Annotated in this window: 13 protein-coding genes and 1 other RNA gene; 5 read left to right on the top strand and 9 right to left on the bottom strand. The window is 68.6% G+C overall.

The annotated features are described in order from the left end of the window. Window positions 1-10: 10 nt before the first annotated feature. The 5 genes from AC07Q9_RS06875 to dnaX form a co-directional block, all read right to left on the bottom strand. Window positions 11-1,048 carry an ABC transporter substrate-binding protein gene (locus AC07Q9_RS06875; protein WP_495308304.1) on the bottom strand — a complete coding sequence of 346 codons (1,038 nt, stop codon included), beginning with the start codon at window positions 1,046-1,048 and terminating at the stop codon, window positions 11-13. Between the two features lie 139 nt (window positions 1,049-1,187). Beyond that, a complete protein-coding gene (locus tag AC07Q9_RS06870; RefSeq protein WP_070060948.1) occupies window positions 1,188-1,580 on the bottom strand; it encodes an MAPEG family protein in 393 nt (130 codons plus the stop codon). A gap of 51 nt (window positions 1,581-1,631) precedes the next feature. Further along, window positions 1,632-2,222, bottom strand: a complete 591-nt coding sequence (recR, locus tag AC07Q9_RS06865; protein ID WP_062473120.1) for a recombination mediator RecR — start codon at window positions 2,220-2,222, stop codon at window positions 1,632-1,634. A 7-nt stretch (window positions 2,223-2,229) separates the two neighbouring features. Then, window positions 2,230-2,562 (bottom strand): YbaB/EbfC family nucleoid-associated protein, encoded by a 333-nt coding sequence (locus AC07Q9_RS06860; RefSeq protein WP_007836669.1) that lies wholly within the window; start codon window positions 2,560-2,562, stop codon window positions 2,230-2,232. A 73-nt stretch (window positions 2,563-2,635) separates the two neighbouring features. After that, entirely contained in the window at window positions 2,636-4,483 is a 1,848-nt protein-coding gene (gene dnaX, locus AC07Q9_RS06855) for a DNA polymerase III subunit gamma/tau (protein ID WP_495308302.1), read from the bottom strand. 113 nt (window positions 4,484-4,596) lie between these two features. On the opposite strand from dnaX, the gene ffs reads away from it, so the two are divergent. Together ffs and AC07Q9_RS06845 are read left to right on the top strand one after the other, a co-directional pair. Beyond that, an RNA gene (ffs, locus tag AC07Q9_RS06850) (signal recognition particle sRNA small type) lies at window positions 4,597-4,693 on the top strand. Window positions 4,694-4,798: 105 nt separating this feature from the next. Beyond that, window positions 4,799-5,227, top strand: coding sequence for a GNAT family N-acetyltransferase (locus AC07Q9_RS06845; RefSeq protein ID WP_495308300.1), 429 nt, complete (start codon window positions 4,799-4,801; stop codon window positions 5,225-5,227). A gap of 12 nt (window positions 5,228-5,239) precedes the next feature. On the opposite strand, the gene AC07Q9_RS06840 is transcribed toward AC07Q9_RS06845, so the two are convergent. The 3 genes from AC07Q9_RS06840 to AC07Q9_RS06830 are packed head-to-tail and all read right to left on the bottom strand — an operon-like array spanning window position 5,240 to window position 12,299. Then, window positions 5,240-6,478, bottom strand: coding sequence for a TIGR03862 family flavoprotein (locus AC07Q9_RS06840; protein WP_495308298.1), 1,239 nt, complete (start codon window positions 6,476-6,478; stop codon window positions 5,240-5,242). After that, window positions 6,475-9,747, bottom strand: a complete 3,273-nt coding sequence (locus AC07Q9_RS06835; RefSeq protein ID WP_495308296.1) for a UvrD-helicase domain-containing protein — start codon at window positions 9,745-9,747, stop codon at window positions 6,475-6,477. Before AC07Q9_RS06835 ends, AC07Q9_RS06840 begins: the two co-directional genes overlap by 4 nt. Beyond that, the gene (locus AC07Q9_RS06830; RefSeq protein ID WP_495308294.1) at window positions 9,744-12,299 is read right to left on the bottom strand and encodes a PD-(D/E)XK nuclease family protein; all 2,556 of its coding nucleotides are present in this window, start codon (window positions 12,297-12,299) and stop codon (window positions 9,744-9,746) included. Before AC07Q9_RS06830 ends, AC07Q9_RS06835 begins: the two co-directional genes overlap by 4 nt. 160 nt (window positions 12,300-12,459) lie before the next feature. Here AC07Q9_RS06830 and trxA point away from each other — a divergent pair, with 160 nt between their 5' ends. Both trxA and rho read left to right on the top strand, forming a co-directional pair. After that, window positions 12,460-12,792, top strand: a complete 333-nt coding sequence (gene trxA / locus AC07Q9_RS06825; RefSeq protein WP_042578306.1) for a thioredoxin TrxA — start codon at window positions 12,460-12,462, stop codon at window positions 12,790-12,792. 182 nt (window positions 12,793-12,974) lie between these two features. Continuing rightward, complete coding sequence (rho, locus tag AC07Q9_RS06820) at window positions 12,975-14,240, top strand: transcription termination factor Rho (protein ID WP_062473130.1); 1,266 nt, start codon at window positions 12,975-12,977, stop codon at window positions 14,238-14,240. Between the two features lie 54 nt (window positions 14,241-14,294). Here rho and AC07Q9_RS06815 read toward each other — a convergent pair whose 3' ends face one another. Then, window positions 14,295-15,362, bottom strand: a complete 1,068-nt coding sequence (locus AC07Q9_RS06815; RefSeq protein WP_495308292.1) for an oxidoreductase — start codon at window positions 15,360-15,362, stop codon at window positions 14,295-14,297. 200 nt (window positions 15,363-15,562) lie between these two features. Here AC07Q9_RS06815 and AC07Q9_RS06810 point away from each other — a divergent pair, with 200 nt between their 5' ends. Beyond that, on the top strand, window positions 15,563-15,823 hold the full coding sequence (locus AC07Q9_RS06810; RefSeq protein ID WP_056580149.1) for a type B 50S ribosomal protein L31: 261 nt from the start codon (window positions 15,563-15,565) through the stop codon (window positions 15,821-15,823). The last annotated feature ends 29 nt before the right edge of the window (window positions 15,824-15,852 follow it).

Raw genomic sequence — 15,852 nt, 5'->3', positions numbered from 1 at the left:
ACGTTCGCAATCAGGCTTTGAACCTGTCTTTCGCACGCTTTGCAAAATCGTTGGTGTAGGTCCTGGCGAGGTCGATCTTGTCGGCCTTGACCGAGGTGTCGAAGCTCGCGATGGCGTTGAGCGCCGTCTTCGGCCCTTCGGCCGGCACGAGGCCGTCGGTGGCGATGGACTCGCGCACCTTGTCGAAGGACGCGAGGTACAGCGCGCGGTCGCCCAGCAGGTAGGTCTCGGGCACCGTCTTGATGATGTCGCCCGGCCCCGCCGTCTGCAGCCACTTGAGGCCGCGCACGATCGCGTTCGCCAGCGCCTGGCAGGTGTTGGGGTGCTTCTGGATGAAGTCGATCGGCGCGTAGAGGCAGGCCGCAGGCATCGGCCCACCGAACACCTGCTCGGTACCCTTGAGCGTGCGCGTGTCGCTGATGATCTTCACATCGCCCTTCTGCTCCAGCATCGTCATCACCGGGTCGGTGTTGCTGATGGCGTCGATCTGGCCCGAGCGCATCGCGGTGAGCGCACCGGCCGCCACGCCCACGCCGATGAAGCTCACGTCGCTGGCCTTGAGACCACCGCGCGAGAGCACGAGGTTGGCCACCATGTTGGTCGACGAGCCCGGCGCCGAGACGCCGATCTTCTTGCCGCGCAGGTCCTGGATGCCGGTGTAGCCCGCCATGTTCTTCGTCGACACGCCCACCGCGATCTGCGGCGCGCGGCCCTGCAGCACGAAGGCCTGGAAGAACTGGTTCTTGGCCTGCAGGTTGATCGTGTGTTCGTACGCACCCGAGCAGACATCGGCCGAGCCGCCCACCACCGCCTGCAATGCACGCGCGCCGCCGGCGAAGTCGGAGATCTCGACCTCGAGGCCTTCGGCCTTGAAGTAGCCCAACTGCTCGGAGATGGTGAGCGGGAGGTAGTAGAACGCCGCCTTGCCGCCCACCGCGATGGAGACCTTGGTCTTCTCCAGCTTGGCCTGCTGCGCAAAGACCCGCGGCAATGCAATCGCTGCGGCAGCGATGGCGGAAGCGGAGATGAGGGTTCTGCGATGAAGCATGGCGCGGTCCTGCGGGGCTCTGTGATTCTTGTGAACTGAATCGAGCTTAGGCGTGCGCCGTGTGGGCCTGCATCGGGGTCATCCCGTGCGGGTTTCCACGTAAGCACGAAGGCCTCCTGGAGAAGCCTTCGCCAAGGCGCTATCGCGCCAGAAAAAGTATCGCGATATTGACCAGGAACGCGAGTGCCCAGACCGCGCTGCGCGCGCTCGGCGCGCCGCGGATGTAGAGCGCGAGATAGATCACGCGCAGCACCACGTAGGCCACCGCGAGCATGTCGAGCCGCGCCTGCGCCACGCCGAGCTGGTGCGCAATGACCACCGCGCCGATGAAGAACGGCAGGCCTTCGAAGCTGTTGGCCTGCGCGCTGTTGGCGCGTGCGCGCCAGCCGCTTTGCTTGGCGGCCCAGTCGCGCGGATGCATGTTGTCGCGCACGCCGAAGCTGCCCGCCTTCGCGATCCATGCCGCGAGGTACGGCAGGCCGCAGGCGATGAACACGCACCAGTAGGCGACGGTGAGCAGGGAGAAGGTCATGGTGGCGACAACAAAAGGAAAGAACGAACGCGGCCTTGAACAGGCCGCGCGTCAGCGGCGATCGACCAGCGCGTGCGCGATGGTGCCGAGGTCGACGTACTCGAGTTCGCTGCCGGCCGGCACGCCGCGCGCGAGACGCGTCACGGTGAGCCCGTGCTGCTTGAGCGCCTCGCCGATCACATGCGCCGTGGCCTCGCCTTCGGCGGTGAAGTTGGTCGCAAGGATGACCTCGCTCACCGTGCCGTCGCGTGCGCGGTCGAACAGCTTCTGCAGGCCGATGTCCTTCGGCCCGATGCCGTCGAGCGGACTGAGCTTGCCCATGAGCACGAAGTAGTAGCCGCGAAAGGCGCCCGTGCGTTCGAGCGCGGCCTGGTCGGCCGGTGTCTCGACCACGCACAGCTTGGTGCCGTCGCGCCGCGAGTCCATGCAGACATGGCAGATCGGCGCTTCGGTGAAGGTGTTGCACAGCTCGCAGTGCCGCACCTGGCCTGCCGCCTGCTGCAATGCGCGCGCGAGCAGCTGCGCGCCCTCGCGGTCGTGCTGCAGCAGGTGGAAGGCCATGCGCGAGGCCGACTTGACGCCGACACCGGGCAACCGGCGCAGCGCATCGACCAGCGCATCGAGCGAACTGGCGTCTGCCATGCCTCGCTTAGAACGGCAGCTTCATGCCGGGCGGGAGACCGGGCATGCCGGCCGTCAGCTTGCCCATCTTCTGCTCGCTGGTTTCCTCGGCCTTGCGCACGGCGGCGTTGAAGGCGGCAGCCACGAGGTCTTCGAGCATGTCCTTGTCGTCGGCCAGCAGGCTGGGGTCGATGGTGATGCGCTTGACGTCGTGCTTGCAGGTCATGACGACCTTGACGAGACCGGCGCCCGACTCGCCTTCGACCTCGATGTGCGCCAGCTCTTCCTGGGCCTTCTTGAGGTTGTCCTGCATTGCCTGCGCCTGCTTCATGAGGCCGGCCAGTTGTCCTTTGTTGAACATCGTTGGTCCTGTCTGTGATGGGTTGGTGATGGAAAGAATACGGTCGAAAAATGCGGCGACTGCGGCGCCGGCTTCAGAGGGGCTTCAGCGATCCGGGCACGATCTTCGCATCGAAGTCGCGCATCAGCATCTGCACCTCGGGGTCGCTGCGGATGGCTTCCTCGGCCACCCGCTGGCGCTCGTCGGCCGCCTGCTTGTTGCGGCGCGCCGGGCTGTCGACCACGCCGCCGATCTCGATGGCCAGCCTCACATTGTGGCCGAGGCCCTGCAGCGCCGCCGTGAGCTTCTCGCGGCTGGACGGCTGGTTGAGGGTTTCGCGCTCGATGCGCAGCATCCACTGGTCGGTGTCGCGCGCCACCAGCTGCGACTGCAGCGCGAGTTCGCGCGCCAGCGCCGCCACGCTTTCGGCCGCGACGAGCTGCATGACCGTGGCATGCCAGAAGTCGCCCTCTTCGCTCGGCGGGATCGGGGTGTAGGTGCTGCGCTGTTCTTCTTCGCGCGGCACGTCGCGCTGGCCGGGCGGCGGCTGCACGCGGATCGGCACGCCGACCACATGGGCCGCGGGGGCGTCGGACGCCTCCTGCGGGGCAGGCCGGGGCATGGGCTGGCGCTGCGGGGCATCGACCACCGCGAGCCGCTGGCCCGCCGGCGCGGGTTGTGCGGGTGGTTGCGAAGGCGCGGCAGCGGGTGCCGAATCGGGCACCGAAGGCCGGGAAACCGGGGCGGCTTCGCGCGCGGGAGCCCGCGGCGCGGCGCCGCCGGCGTCATTCAGAGTTTTTTTTTCCGTGGAGGCCGTCGAGGCGGCCGCATGGGAGGGCTTGAAGGCCAGCAGCCGCAACAGCACCATGGTCAGCGCCGCGTACTCGTCGGGCGCCAGGCCCAGCTCGCCGCGCCCATGCAGGCACAGGCTGTACAGCAGCTGCGTCTCGTCGGCGGGCATCAGCGACGCCAGGCGCGCCGTGTCGGCCGCGTCGGGGTCGGTGGCCGCATCGGCCGATTCGGCGCGCGAGGGCACGGCCTGCAGCACCGCCATGGCCTGCAGCACCGCCGTCATTTCTTCGAGCGTGGATGCGGCGGACATGCCGTCGCGGCGCAGCGCCTCGGAGGTGTCGACCACGGTCTTGCCGTCGCCTTGCGCCAGCGCCTCGATCAGGCGGAACACATGGCCGCGATCGACGCTGCCGAGCATCTGGCGCACGCCGGTCTCGAGCAGCTCGCCGTTGCCGAAGGCGATGGCCTGGTCGGTGAGCGAGAGCGCGTCGCGCATCGAGCCGCGCGCGGCGCGCGCCAACAGGCGCAGCGCCTGCGGCTCGGCCGGCACCTGTTCGGTCTGCAGCACGCCCGTGAGGTGTTCGAGCACCGTCTCGGGCGCCATCGGCCGCAGGTTGAACTGCAGGCAGCGCGACAGCACCGTCACCGGCACCTTCTGCGGATCGGTCGTGGCCAGCACGAACTTGAGGTACTCGGGCGGCTCCTCGAGCGTCTTGAGCATCGCGTTGAACGCGGTGTTCGTGAGCATGTGCACTTCGTCGATCATGAAGACCTTGAAGCGCCCCTGCACCGGCTTGTAGACCGCCTGCTCGAGCAGCGACTGCACTTCGTCCACGCCGCGGTTGGAGGCCGCGTCGAGCTCGGTGTAGTCGACAAAGCGGCCCGAATCGATGTCGCGGCAAGCCTGGCACACGCCGCAGGGCGTGGCCGTGATGCCGCCCTGCCCGTCCGGGCCCTGGCAGTTGAGCGACTTGGCCAGGATGCGCGACACCGTGGTCTTGCCCACGCCCCGCGTCCCGGTGAACAGATAGGCGTGGTGCAGGCGCTGCGTCGTCAGCGCGTTTTCCAGCGCCTGGACCACATGCCCCTGACCGACCATCTCACCGAAGGTTTTCGGACGGAACTTGCGAGCGAGCACGAGATAAGACATTGCGGGCATTCTAAAAGGCGCGGCGGGGGTCACTTCACGCTTGTTTCCCATCCACCGTCGAAATGATTCACGCCCCGGCCAAGGGGCAAATTCGCGCGGTTAGAATGCAGGCTGACGGGCCTCCCTGCATGGTGAAGTGGCCAACCGGGTCAGGTGGGGAACCAAGCAGCCCTAACTGCGTAGTCAGTGCCAGGGGTAAGGCTCGTCAACCTAACATCCAGAAGCCGTGAGTTCCTTTGCAGAGAACTCACGCGCTGTGTCCAGGGGTTACCGACCCCGGACACCTCAAATTCCCAGAACTTCGCGCAGCCATCCATGGACTTGGACATCCGGCCCGCCCGCATCAGCGATCTCGAAGCGCTGGTGCGCCTCGACACCGTGGCCGCGCACGATGCGCGCCGCACTGTGCAGATCCGGGGCTGGATCGAGGATCGCTTCTGCCACGTGATCGAGATGGATGGCGACGTCGCCGCCTACGGCGTGCTGCACCACCACTTCTTCGACTGCGGCTTCATCGAGATGCTCATGGTCGGCGAGCGATTTCGCCGCAGGCGGCTCGGCCTGCGGCTCGTCGATCACTTCCGGTCGATCTGCGAACGCCCCAAGCTCTTCACCTCCACGAACCGCTCCAACGCGGCGATGCACGCGCTGCTGAAAGAAGCCGGGTTCAGAGAGAGCGGCCACATCGAGAACCTCGATGCGGACGACCCCGAGCAGGTGTTCTTCTGGCCCTGCGAGCGCTGAGCAGGCCTGCGGCTACAGCCCCAGACGCTGGATCGCGCCGCGCGCTGCAGCCGCGCCGCTGGCCATCGCCGCCGTGAGCAGGTAGCCGCCGGTCGGCGCTTCCCAGTCGAGCATTTCCCCTGCTGCGAACACACCGGGCAGCGCCGTCGCCATCAGGGCCGGATCGAGTGCGTCGAAGCGCACGCCGCCCGCCGTGCTGATCGCCTCATCGACCGGCCGCGTCGCGACCAGCTTCAGTGGCACCGCCTTGATGGTGGCCGCCAGTTGCGCCGGGTCCTGCATCGCTTCCTTGCTCAGCGCTTCGTGCAGCACGCCCGCCTTGATGCCCTCGATGCCGAGGCGGCTCTTGAGGTGGCTGCTCAACGAACGTGCGCCGCGCGGGTGCTTGACCGCGGCGAGCACCTGCTCGGCGCTGCGATCGGGCAGCAGGTCGAGCAGCAGCGTCGCACTGCCGTTCGCTGCGATCTCGTCGCGCAACAGCGCCGACGCCGCATAGACCAGACTGCCTTCGATGCCGGTGGCCGTGGCGACGAACTCGCCCTTGCGCGCGAAGTGCCGCCCCTGGCTGTCGGTGAAGGCGATCGCGACCGACTTGAAAGGCTGCCCCGCGAAGCGGCTTGAAAAATGCTCGCTCCAGCCTGCGCCGTCGAAGCCGCAATTGGCCGGCAGCAGCGGCGCCACCGCCACGCCTTGTGCCTGAAGCCACGGTGCCCACGCGCCGTCGGAGCCCAGGCGCGCCCAGCTCGCGCCGCCCAGGGCCAGCACCACGGCGTCGGCCTTGGCGGTGACCTCGCCCGCCGGCGTCGCAAAGCGCAGCGCGTTCGCATCGAAGGCCCCGTCGCCCACCCAGCGGTGCCGCATGTGGAACTGCACGCCCGCGGCGCGCAAACGATGCAGCCAGGCGCGCAGCAAGGGCGCGGCCTTCATGTCGGTCGGGAACACACGACCCGAGGTGCCGACGAAGGTCTCGATGCCCAGCCCGGCCGCCCACTCGCGCGCCTGCTGCGGGCCAAACTTGGCGAGCAGCGGTTCGAGCTGCGCGCGGCGCTCGCCGAAGCGCGTCACGAACACATCGAAGGGCTCCGAGTGCGTGAGGTTGAGGCCGCCGCGGCCAGCCAGCAAGAACTTGCGGCCGACCGAGGGCATGGCGTCGTACACATGCACCTGCGCGCCGGACGCGCTCAGCACTTCGGCCGCCATCAGGCCGGCAGGTCCGCCGCCAATGACGGCGACGGTAGAAGAAACAGTCATTCGAGATTCACCAGTTCGCCCTGCCCGGTCAGGAACGCGGCGCGCACCGTGGCACCGGGGTAGGCATGTTGCACGGCAGCGCGGTAGCGCTGCATCTGTGCGATCAGGGCCGCGTCCCGTTCGGGGCGCGCGGCCGATTTGTAGTCGAGGATCCACCATGCGCCGGTGGCGCGCTCGCGCACCAGCCGGTCGATGCGCAAGGTATCGCCCTCGTGGACCAGCGTGACTTCATTGCCATGCCAGTCGATGCTGCGATCGTCCCACACCCAGGCACCGGCGCCCGCGCGGATGCGCTGGGCCAGCGCCGCGGCGCCGCGTGCCTGCTGCGGATCGAGCATGAACTCGCGCGCGGCCGCCCGCACATGGGCCGGTGGCAGCGCCTCGCCGGGCACCGCCCATTCGAGCAATCGATGCATGGCCTGGCCGAACGCAGCGGCGCGCGCGTCGACCGTGGCGTCTTGTGCCTTTTTCTTTTCGAACGGCGCTCCGGTTGCCGCCACGAGCGGTGCGGGCAGGCGCTTCATCGCGAAGGTGCCCACCCCAGCCTCGCCGGCGGCGGAGGCTTCGACCAGCGGCTCGTCGGCCTCGGTCGGCTCGCACAGCGGCTCCAGCCGCGTCCACCAGCTGCCCTCGTTGGCGCGCGACGGCTTCACCGACGACAGCACCAGCCGCTCGCGCGCCCGCGTGGTCGCCACGTAGAGGCCGTTGAGTTCTTCGCGATGGCGCGCGTGCTGCTCTTCTTCGAGCAGTGCGGCGGCGCAGGCCGGCGGCGTTTTCTCGCTGGCCAGGAACACGAAGCGCGTCGGCGCGCTGTCGCTGCCCTTCCATTCGACCAGCACGCCCATGGTCTGGGCGCGCGGCGGCGGCGCGTCGCAGTCGAGCATCAGCACGGTGTCGGCTTCGAGGCCCTTGGCGCCGTGCACGGTCAGCAGCTGCACCGCTTCGGGCGCGGCCACGGTGGGTGCGCGCACGCCGCCCGCGCGCAGGGCCCGCACCAGGGCATAAGGCGTCGCGAAGCGCGCACCGTCGATGTCGAGCGAGGCGGCAACCAGCCCGCGCAGGTTGGCCAGCGCGCTCTGCCGCAAGGCCGCCGGCACCGCGGCGCCGAACTTCGCGAGCACGTCGCCGTCGTGAAAGATCGCGTCCAGCGCGTCGTGCGGCGGCATCGCCATCAGCCAGCGCTGCCAGCGGCGCAGCTGCACGCCCGCCTCGGTCAGCACGGGCGGCAGGCCTTCGCCCTTCTGGATCAGCGAGAACCAGCTGGCGACCGGCGTCTCGCGCTGGCAGCGGGCCAGCTGCACCAGCGTGTCGTCGTCGATGCCGAACAGCGGCGACTTGAGCGCGCGCGCCAGCGACAGGTCGTGCGCGGGCGACACCAGCGCGTCGAGCAACGCGACCACGTCCTGCACCTCCGGCGCGTCGTTCAGGTCGTTCTTTTCGGGCTGCTGCACGGGGATGTGGCGGCGGCGCAGTGCGTCCTGCATGGCCGACAAGCGGCTGCGGCGGCGCGCCAGCACCATGATCTGGCGCGGCGGCGTGCCGTCGGCGATGCGCTGCGCGACCCAGCGCGCGGCCTGCTCGCATTCCTTCTGCAGCAGCTGTTCTTCGGGGAGCACGCGCGGCGTGACGAGGCTGTCGCGCCAGTGCAGCATGCCGTCGTCGGCCGGCGTGGCGGCCACGGCGGTGTCGAGCGCGTCGCGGTCGATGGCGGGCAGCTTCAGCAGCTCGCCGTCGTCGCCGCGCTCGGTGGTGTGGGCGCGGTAGCCGTCGAACTCGCCGGCCGCCTGCGCGGCCAGCATCGCGCTGTTGACGAGGCCGACCACGGCGCGCGCGTTGCGGTGCGTGTGGTCGCAGTTGAGCAGTTCGCCGCCGAGCCCTTGGCGCACGAACTTCTTGGCGGCGATGAACACCTGCGGCTCGGCGCGGCGGAAACGATAGATGCTCTGCTTGGGGTCGCCCACGATGAACACGCGCGGCGCACTGCCGCCCGCGCCCGTGTAGGCGCTGAGCCAGCCGTAGAGCGCCTGCCACTGCAGCGGGTTGGTGTCCTGGAACTCGTCGATCAGCAGGTGCGCGACGCGCGCGTCGAGCCGCTCCTGCACCCAGCCCGACAGCGCCGACTGGCCCAAGAGCAGCTGCGCCGCCTGCTCGACGTCGTTCATGTCGACCCAGCCGTGGGCGCGCTTGACCTCGCCGAAGGCGGTGATCAGCAGGCGCGTGAGCCGCGTCATGCGCTGCTGGTAGAGCCAGGCCGCGTGCTGGGCCTGCGCGGCGCACAGAAGCTGCAGCTCGGTCTCGGCTTCTTGGGCGGCGGGGAATTTCTGCAGGTTCTTGGTGAGCCGGTCTTCGCTGGCGACGAAGAAGGTCTTTCGCAGCACGGCGAGCACGTCGGCCAGCGCCTCGGGTGCGGGCTCGCCGGTGCCGAACACGTCGATGATGGCTTCGGCCGCCTTCTGCGGTGTCTTGTTGGCCTCGCGGCCGAGAGCGGCGGCGCGGTCGAGCCAGCGGCGGCGCACGGCCTCGCCGCGCAGCGCGTCGGTCGGCACCTCCAGCCCCTGCAGGGCCGGGTACAGCACGTCGAACGGCGTCACCGCATCCTGGGGATCGGACAGCGAGAACTCGACCCGCTTCGACAGCGCCTCGCCCAGCGCCTTCGCCGTCTGCGAGCGGCCGTGCGTGGCGACGACGGCGTAGTAGTCGGCCAGCGCGCGCGCGTCGCCGGTCACGGCCTCGAAGAACGGACGCCAGGTGTGGTTGCGCGCCTCGGCATCGTCTTCGAGCAGCTCGTAGTTCGCGGGCAGTCCCAGCTCGCGCAGCACGGCGAGCGGCGCATTGCGCAGCAGGCCCGCGAACCACGCATGGAAGGTGCGGAACTGCACCGGGCGCCCGCCTTCGAGCAAGCGCCGGTAGAGCCCCTGCAGGCGCGGCACGGCCGCCTGCGCAGCCTCGGGTGTCATGCCGCGCATCACGAGTTCGCGTTGCGACGCGGCCGGATCGAGCTCGGCGAAGAGCGCGAGCCACTGGTCGAGCCGCTCGCGCATTTCGCCGGCGGCCTTCTTGGTGAAGGTGATGGCCAGGATCTCGTGCGGCTCGCAGGCGGAATCGCCCTCTTCGAGCAGCGCGCGCACGATGCGCGACACCAGCATCCAGGTCTTGCCGGCGCCCGCGCAGGCTTCGACCGCGACCGAGCGCCGCGGATCACAGGCAACGGTGTAGAAGGCCTCGCGCGCGACGTGCCGGCCGTTGTGTTCGTAGGCAGCGCCGTTCATGGCGTGACCTCCCAGAAATCCTTGCGGCACAGGCCGCGCGCGGCACAGAAATCGCAGACGCTGCCCTCGCCCAGCGGCGGCAGCGGCGCGCCCTGTGCGATGCGCGCGAAGTCGTCGATGATGCCGGCGACCAGCGCATCGCGCGCCTCGACCACGGTGGGCTGCTCGACGGTCTGCGTGCCGGACGACTTCTCGCCCACGTTGACGTAGGCCGCGCGCAAGGTGTCGTCGGCCACCAGCGCCGCATAGAAGGCGAGCTGCGTGTCCTCGGTCGGGTCCTTCACGCGCTCCTTGGTGACGGAGGCGGTCTCGGTCTTGTAGTCGATCACGAAGGGCTGGCCGTCGGCCGTGCGGTCGACGCGGTCGAGCCGGCCGACCAGCCGCAGGATGCCCAGAGGCTGCTCCTTCCACGGCTCGGCCTCGACGAAGACCGCCCCGTCTGCTTCATGTTTCACGAGCCATTCGAGATACCCGTCGCGCACCGCCGGCCACGCCGCGGCGAAGGGCAGGAACTCGGCATCGGAGTAGCCGAGCGCCTGCGTGACATCGCGTGCGGTGTCGGCCAGCAGCGTGGCGCGCGCCTGCGCATCGTTCGTCGGCGCATCGCGCAGGGTCTCGTGGAACTGGCCGAGCACCGCGTGCAGCCAGTTGCCGAAGTCGCGCTTGTCGACCTCGGCATCGAGCTCGTCGGCGGTGCGCAGGCCCAGCTGGCGTAGCGCGAAGAAGCGATAGGGACAGCGGCGCAGGTCTTCGTAGACGCTGGTCGACACGTTGGTGAGCGGCAGCAGCGCGCCCGAGGGCGTCGGCCGCAGGGTCGGCGTGACGGCGACGTCGCGCGGCGTGCGCGGATCGACGCCCGGCTGCAGCGCGTGCGCGAGCTGCAGGGCCTGCACCAGCGGGCTCGGCCGCACGGGTTCGCCGCTGGCGTCGGAATGGCGCCAGACCAGGTCGCAGCTCGGGTTGCGCGTGGCCATGGCCCAGGCCGCGCGCTGAGCGATCTCCAGCACCTCGCGCGAGGCCAGCCCCAGGTCGAGGCGCTGCGCCGCACTCCAGTTGCCCGGCGGCTCGGGCGACGCGGGCATGCGGCGGTCGTCGCAGCCGGGAATGACGACGGCGCCGAAGACGCGGCCCAGCAGTTGGTACATCGGCAGCACGGACACCTTGGGCGCCTCGTCGCCGGCGGGCGGCACGAAGCTGGCGTCCTCGAGCACGTCGCGCGCCCAGGCCGTGAACTCGGCCAGGCTGTGGCGCCCGCCGGGAAACTCGTCGTCCTCGCCGTGCGCGTCGGCATCGAGCCAGAGGGCGGCGATCACCTTGGCGCCCGCGAAGTCGGCGGTGAGCGCGCCCCACTGCTCGCCGGCCGTCAACAGTTCGCGCAGCGCGCGGTGCCACTCGGCCAGGGAACGCGCGCGCGCCATCGGGGCGCGGCGGGTTTCGATGGTGGCTGTGAAAGCGCGCAGGCCTTCGTCCTGCGGCTTGTCGCTGCGCGCGATCAACGCGCACCAGGCCTGCCAGTCGCGCACGCCTTCGCGTCGCAGGCGCATTTCGAGCGACTGCACGGCGTGCACATCGACCTCGGCGCCGCTCTTGAGCCATTCGAGCACCTGGTCGGTGGCGGCGTCGTGCGCGCAGGCGCGCAAGGCACTCATCAGCGTGGCGGCAGCGCGCGTGGTGGACAGCTTCCAGCCGGTTTCGTCGTGCGTGACGATGCCTTGCGTGCTCAGCTGGGCGCTGATGCGGCGGGTGAGCGCGCGATCGGTGGCGACCAGCGCGACCGGCGCGCGGCCCTCGGCCAGGTGCTGCAGCACGCAGGCGGCGGCCAGTTGGGCCTCGTCTTCGGGGTCGAGCGCCACGTGCGCATGGGCCGCAGATGGCGGGGCATCGGCGGGCACGAGCGGAATGCGGATCGCGCGGTCGCCCCACAGCGCGCACAGGGCCTGCGTGAGCGGATCGGTCTGGAAGCCTTCGAGCACGATCAGCGCATCGACCTGGCTGCGCGCCGCATCGCGCAGCAGCACGTCGGTCGCGTAGCCCGAGTTCGCGGCCCAGGCCACGGCGACGCGGATCAGCGCGCTCTCGATGCGGAACCACTCCGACTCGCTGCCCGCATCGGCCACCTTGGACGCCCCCTGGGCCCAGTCGCTGCCGCGCACGTCAGGCGCCACGGCGGATGCCAGCGGCGCCAGCTGGTAGGCCAGCTCGACCACCCGCCCCGCGAGCGCGAAGCGTTCGGCCTGGAAACCCGACTGCGCGAGCAGGCCCTGGGCCGTGACCAGGTCGCGCGCCATGTCGAAGGCGATGTCGTAGCCGGACGGCAGGAAGCCGCCCGCGCTGCGCGCCCAGTTGTGCGTGGTCTCGAAGCGCGGCACGAAGCCCGGGCTGCAGCAGCGCGCCCACATGCCGCGCGCGACCGCCATCAGCTGCGCGTACGGCACCAGCACCACGGTGCGCGCCGCATGCAACTGGCGCTCGTCGAGCGCGCGCACGATCCGCGCGACGACGCCGTCAGCGGGATCGCACCACAGGGCCTGGACGGGGTGGCCTTCGTTCATGTTCTATCGAGGGGGTTGAGGGGGTCGGCGGCAGGGCCGCAAAGGGCTTTGGCTATCGCCGCCATAGCCGGGCCGCATGGCACGTCGCCCCTTGGTTTCTGTCACAATGACCCGCACTTTAGCTGCACCGAAACTCTCTCTGCGCACAAGGACACATCACATGGCCAGCGAACTGATCAAACACATCTCCGATTCTTCCTTCGAGGCCGACGTGCTCAAGTCCAGCCAGCCGGTTCTGGTCGACTACTGGGCCGAATGGTGCGGTCCCTGCAAGATGATCGCCCCTATCCTGGACGAAGTCTCGGCCACCTACGAAGGCAAGCTGCAGATCGCCAAGCTCAACGTCGACGAGAACCGCGACATCCCCGCCAAGTTCGGCATTCGCGGCATCCCCACGCTGATGCTGTTCAAGGACGGCCAGCTGGCCGCCACCAAGGTCGGCGCCATGAGCAAGGCGCAACTCACGGCCTTCATCGACCAGCAACTCGCCTGATGCATTTCTTCCGGCCAGCGCGCAATGCGTTGGCCGGGGCGATTTTCCTGTCATAATCGCCCTCAGTTCACCGGGCCTTTCATCAGGCAACCGGTTCGAGTTCCCCGGTTCGTGAGGCAGTTCTTGCCCCACATCAAACCTCCCCCCGTTCCCGATTCGATTACCCCTCCAGGGGTCGTTCCATGCACTTAAACGAACTCAAGGCACTCCACGTGTCTGAAGTCTTCAAGCAGGCTGAGGCGCTTGAGATCGAAAACATCGGCCGCATGCGCAAGCAAGAGCTGATGTTCGCGATCATCAAGAAGCGCGCCAAGGCCGGCGAACAGGTCTTCGCCGACGGTGTGCTCGAAATCCTGCCCGATGGCTTCGGCTTCCTGCGCAGCCCCGACACCAGCTTCACGGCCAGCACCGACGACATCTACATCTCGCCCAGCCAGGTGCGGCGCTTCAACCTGCACACCGGCGACATGATCGAAGGTGAAGTGCGCACGCCCAAGGACGGCGAGCGCTACTTCGCACTGACCAAGCTGGACAAGGTCAACGACGGCGCACCCGAAGCCAACAAGCACAAGGTGATGTTCGAGAACCTGACGCCGCTGTTCCCCAAGGAACAGATGAAGCTGGAACGCGAAGGCGTCAAGGGCGAAGAGAACCTCACCGGCCGCATCATCGACATCATCGCCCCCATCGGCAAAGGCCAGCGCGCCCTGCTCGTGGCACCGCCCAAGAGCGGCAAGACGGTGATGATGCAGCACATCGCTCACGCGATCAGCGCCAACTACCCCGACGTGCACATGATGGTGCTGCTCGTGGACGAGCGCCCTGAAGAAGTGACCGAAATGCAGCGCACGGTGAAGGGCGAAGTCATTGCTTCGACCTTCGACGAGCCCGCAGCACGCCACGTGCACGTCGCCGAAATGGTGATCGAGCGCGCCAAGCGCCTGGTCGAACTCAAGAAGGACGTGGTGATCCTGCTGGACTCGATCACCCGTCTGGCCCGCGCCTACAACAACGTCGTGCCCTCGTCGGGCAAGGTGCTGACCGGCGGTGTCGACTCCAACGCACTGCAACGCCCCAAGCGCTTCCTGGGCGCCGCGCGCAACGTGGAAGAAGGCGGCTCGCTGACCATCATCGGCACCGCGCTGATCGACACCGGCAGCCGCATGGACGAAGTGATCTTCGAAGAGTTCAAGGGCACCGGCAACTCCGAAATCCACCTGGACCGCCGCCTGTACGAAAAGCGCGTGTTCCCGTCGATCCAGCTCAACCGCAGCGGCACGCGCCGCGAAGAACTGCTGCTGGCCCCCGAGATCCTGCAGAAGACCCGCATCCTGCGTCAGCTCATGTACAACATGGACGAGATCGAGTCGATGGAGCTGATGCTCAAGAACATGAAGGCGACCAAGACCAATGTCGAGTTCTTCGACATGATGCGTCGCGGCGGCTGAGCTTCAGGCTCTCCCGCAAAAGCGCGTTGGCCCTCACGGGTCAACGCGCTTTTTTCATGGGTGCTCGATGCGGATGGCTCGGCCTTCGACGGCGCTCTGACGGCCGATGTCGAGCAGTGCCATCAGCGCGACGGCCTGCTCGGGCGGCACGGGATTGGGCCCCTTTCCGAGGATCGCGTCGCGAACCGCCGCGTAGTAGTCGGCATAGTTACCGGCCTGCGTCGGCACCGCGTGAAAATGCGGCGCGCCGTCACTGCCAATCAATGTGAGCTCACCATCGATCGGATCGGCGCCCCACCCTTCGGCCGGCGGTCGCTGGCCAGCGCGCAGCGCGTCTTCCTGCGGGTCGACGCCGTGCTTGACGTAGCTGCCGCGCGTGCCGTGCACGATGTAGCGCGGCGCCGCATGGGCCGCGAGCGTCGTGGCGTGCAGCACCACGCGCAGGGGCGCATGGGGGCCGCCTTCGTAGCGCAGCACGGCATGGAAATAGTCTTCGACCAGCGCTCCATCGCGCAAAACGGCCGTGTCGAGCTGCAACGTGTCGGGCCGGCCGAAGAGCTGCACGGCCTGATCGACCAGATGCGCGCCCAGATCCACCCACAGGCCCGAACCCGGCACCGGCTGCTCTCGCCAGCGCTCGCGAACCTGGGGCCTGAAGCGGTCGAAATGCGATTCCAGGTACACCGGGCGCCCCAAGTCGCCAGACGCCAGGACCTGCTGGAGCGTCAGGAAGTCGGCGTCGAAACGCCGGTTCTGGTAGACCGAGAGCACGCGATTGTTGCGCTTTGACAACAATTCGAGCTCCCGCGCTTCGGCCACGTCGAGCGTGAAAGGCTTGTCGACGACCACGTGCTTGCCGGCCTCGAGCGCCGCTTTGGCGACCGGATGGTGCTGGGCATTGGGCGTCGCCACCACCACGAGGTCGATGTCCGCCCGGGCGACCAGCGCCGCCACGTCGGGCACCACGGCCACGCCCGGCCAGTCGGCATGCACCTTGTGCGGCTGCGAGCTCGCCACGGCCGCCAGTTCGAGCCCCGGAACGGCCGAAAGCACTGGGGCATGGAAGGTCTGGCCGGCAAAACCGTAGCCGACGAGGCCGGCGCGAAGGGGTGTAGAAGTCATGGGAGGGCCCGGTTTGCTCGCGATGGGGGCAGTATGCGATAATCATGGGCTCCGCGAAAAGTGCGGCTGGGCACGTCGCCCGGCTTCCTTGGCCCTCACACTTCACGTCAAAGGCCTCAGGGCGGCGCGCCAGATTGCTGGCACGCTGGTGGCTCTCGCATCGACCGCGCATTGATTCCAACAGCGCAAAAGGAAACACCATGGCAAAAGAAGGCATCCACCCGAATTACCGCGAAGTTCTGTTCGTCGACATGTCGAACGGCTTCAAGTTCGTGACCCGTTCGTGCGCGAACACCAAGGAAATGGGCAAGACCGACGACGGCCGCGAGCTGCCCCTGTTCAAGCTCGACACCACCAGCGAATCGCACCCCTTCTACACCGGCACGCAAAAGTCGGTGGACAACATGGGCGGTCGCGTCGAGAAGTTCCGCAACCGCTTCGGCAAGACCGCTGCCAAGTAATCAGGCACGCGCTCTGGCGTCGAGGGCAG

The sequence above is a fragment of the Variovorax sp. GW821-FHT09A10 genome (assembly GCF_059418385.1).
Note: the sequence above shows the minus strand (reverse complement) of the source record. Positions and strands in the feature narration are given on the sequence as shown.

Coding starts and splice junctions, on each gene's coding strand:
- AC07Q9_RS06875 (WP_495308304.1), bottom strand. CDS start 1,048: ATGCTTCATCGCAGAACCCTCATCTCCGCTTCCGCCATCGCTGCCGCA.
- AC07Q9_RS06870 (WP_070060948.1), bottom strand. CDS start 1,580: ATGACCTTCTCCCTGCTCACCGTCGCCTACTGGTGCGTGTTCATCGCC.
- recR (WP_062473120.1), bottom strand. CDS start 2,222: ATGGCAGACGCCAGTTCGCTCGATGCGCTGGTCGATGCGCTGCGCCGG.
- AC07Q9_RS06860 (WP_007836669.1), bottom strand. CDS start 2,562: ATGTTCAACAAAGGACAACTGGCCGGCCTCATGAAGCAGGCGCAGGCA.
- dnaX (WP_495308302.1), bottom strand. CDS start 4,483: ATGTCTTATCTCGTGCTCGCTCGCAAGTTCCGTCCGAAAACCTTCGGT.
- AC07Q9_RS06845 (WP_495308300.1), top strand. CDS start 4,799: ATGGACTTGGACATCCGGCCCGCCCGCATCAGCGATCTCGAAGCGCTG.
- AC07Q9_RS06840 (WP_495308298.1), bottom strand. CDS start 6,478: ATGACTGTTTCTTCTACCGTCGCCGTCATTGGCGGCGGACCTGCCGGC.
- AC07Q9_RS06835 (WP_495308296.1), bottom strand. CDS start 9,747: ATGAACGGCGCTGCCTACGAACACAACGGCCGGCACGTCGCGCGCGAG.
- AC07Q9_RS06830 (WP_495308294.1), bottom strand. CDS start 12,299: ATGAACGAAGGCCACCCCGTCCAGGCCCTGTGGTGCGATCCCGCTGAC.
- trxA (WP_042578306.1), top strand. CDS start 12,460: ATGGCCAGCGAACTGATCAAACACATCTCCGATTCTTCCTTCGAGGCC.
- rho (WP_062473130.1), top strand. CDS start 12,975: ATGCACTTAAACGAACTCAAGGCACTCCACGTGTCTGAAGTCTTCAAG.
- AC07Q9_RS06815 (WP_495308292.1), bottom strand. CDS start 15,362: ATGACTTCTACACCCCTTCGCGCCGGCCTCGTCGGCTACGGTTTTGCC.
- AC07Q9_RS06810 (WP_056580149.1), top strand. CDS start 15,563: ATGGCAAAAGAAGGCATCCACCCGAATTACCGCGAAGTTCTGTTCGTC.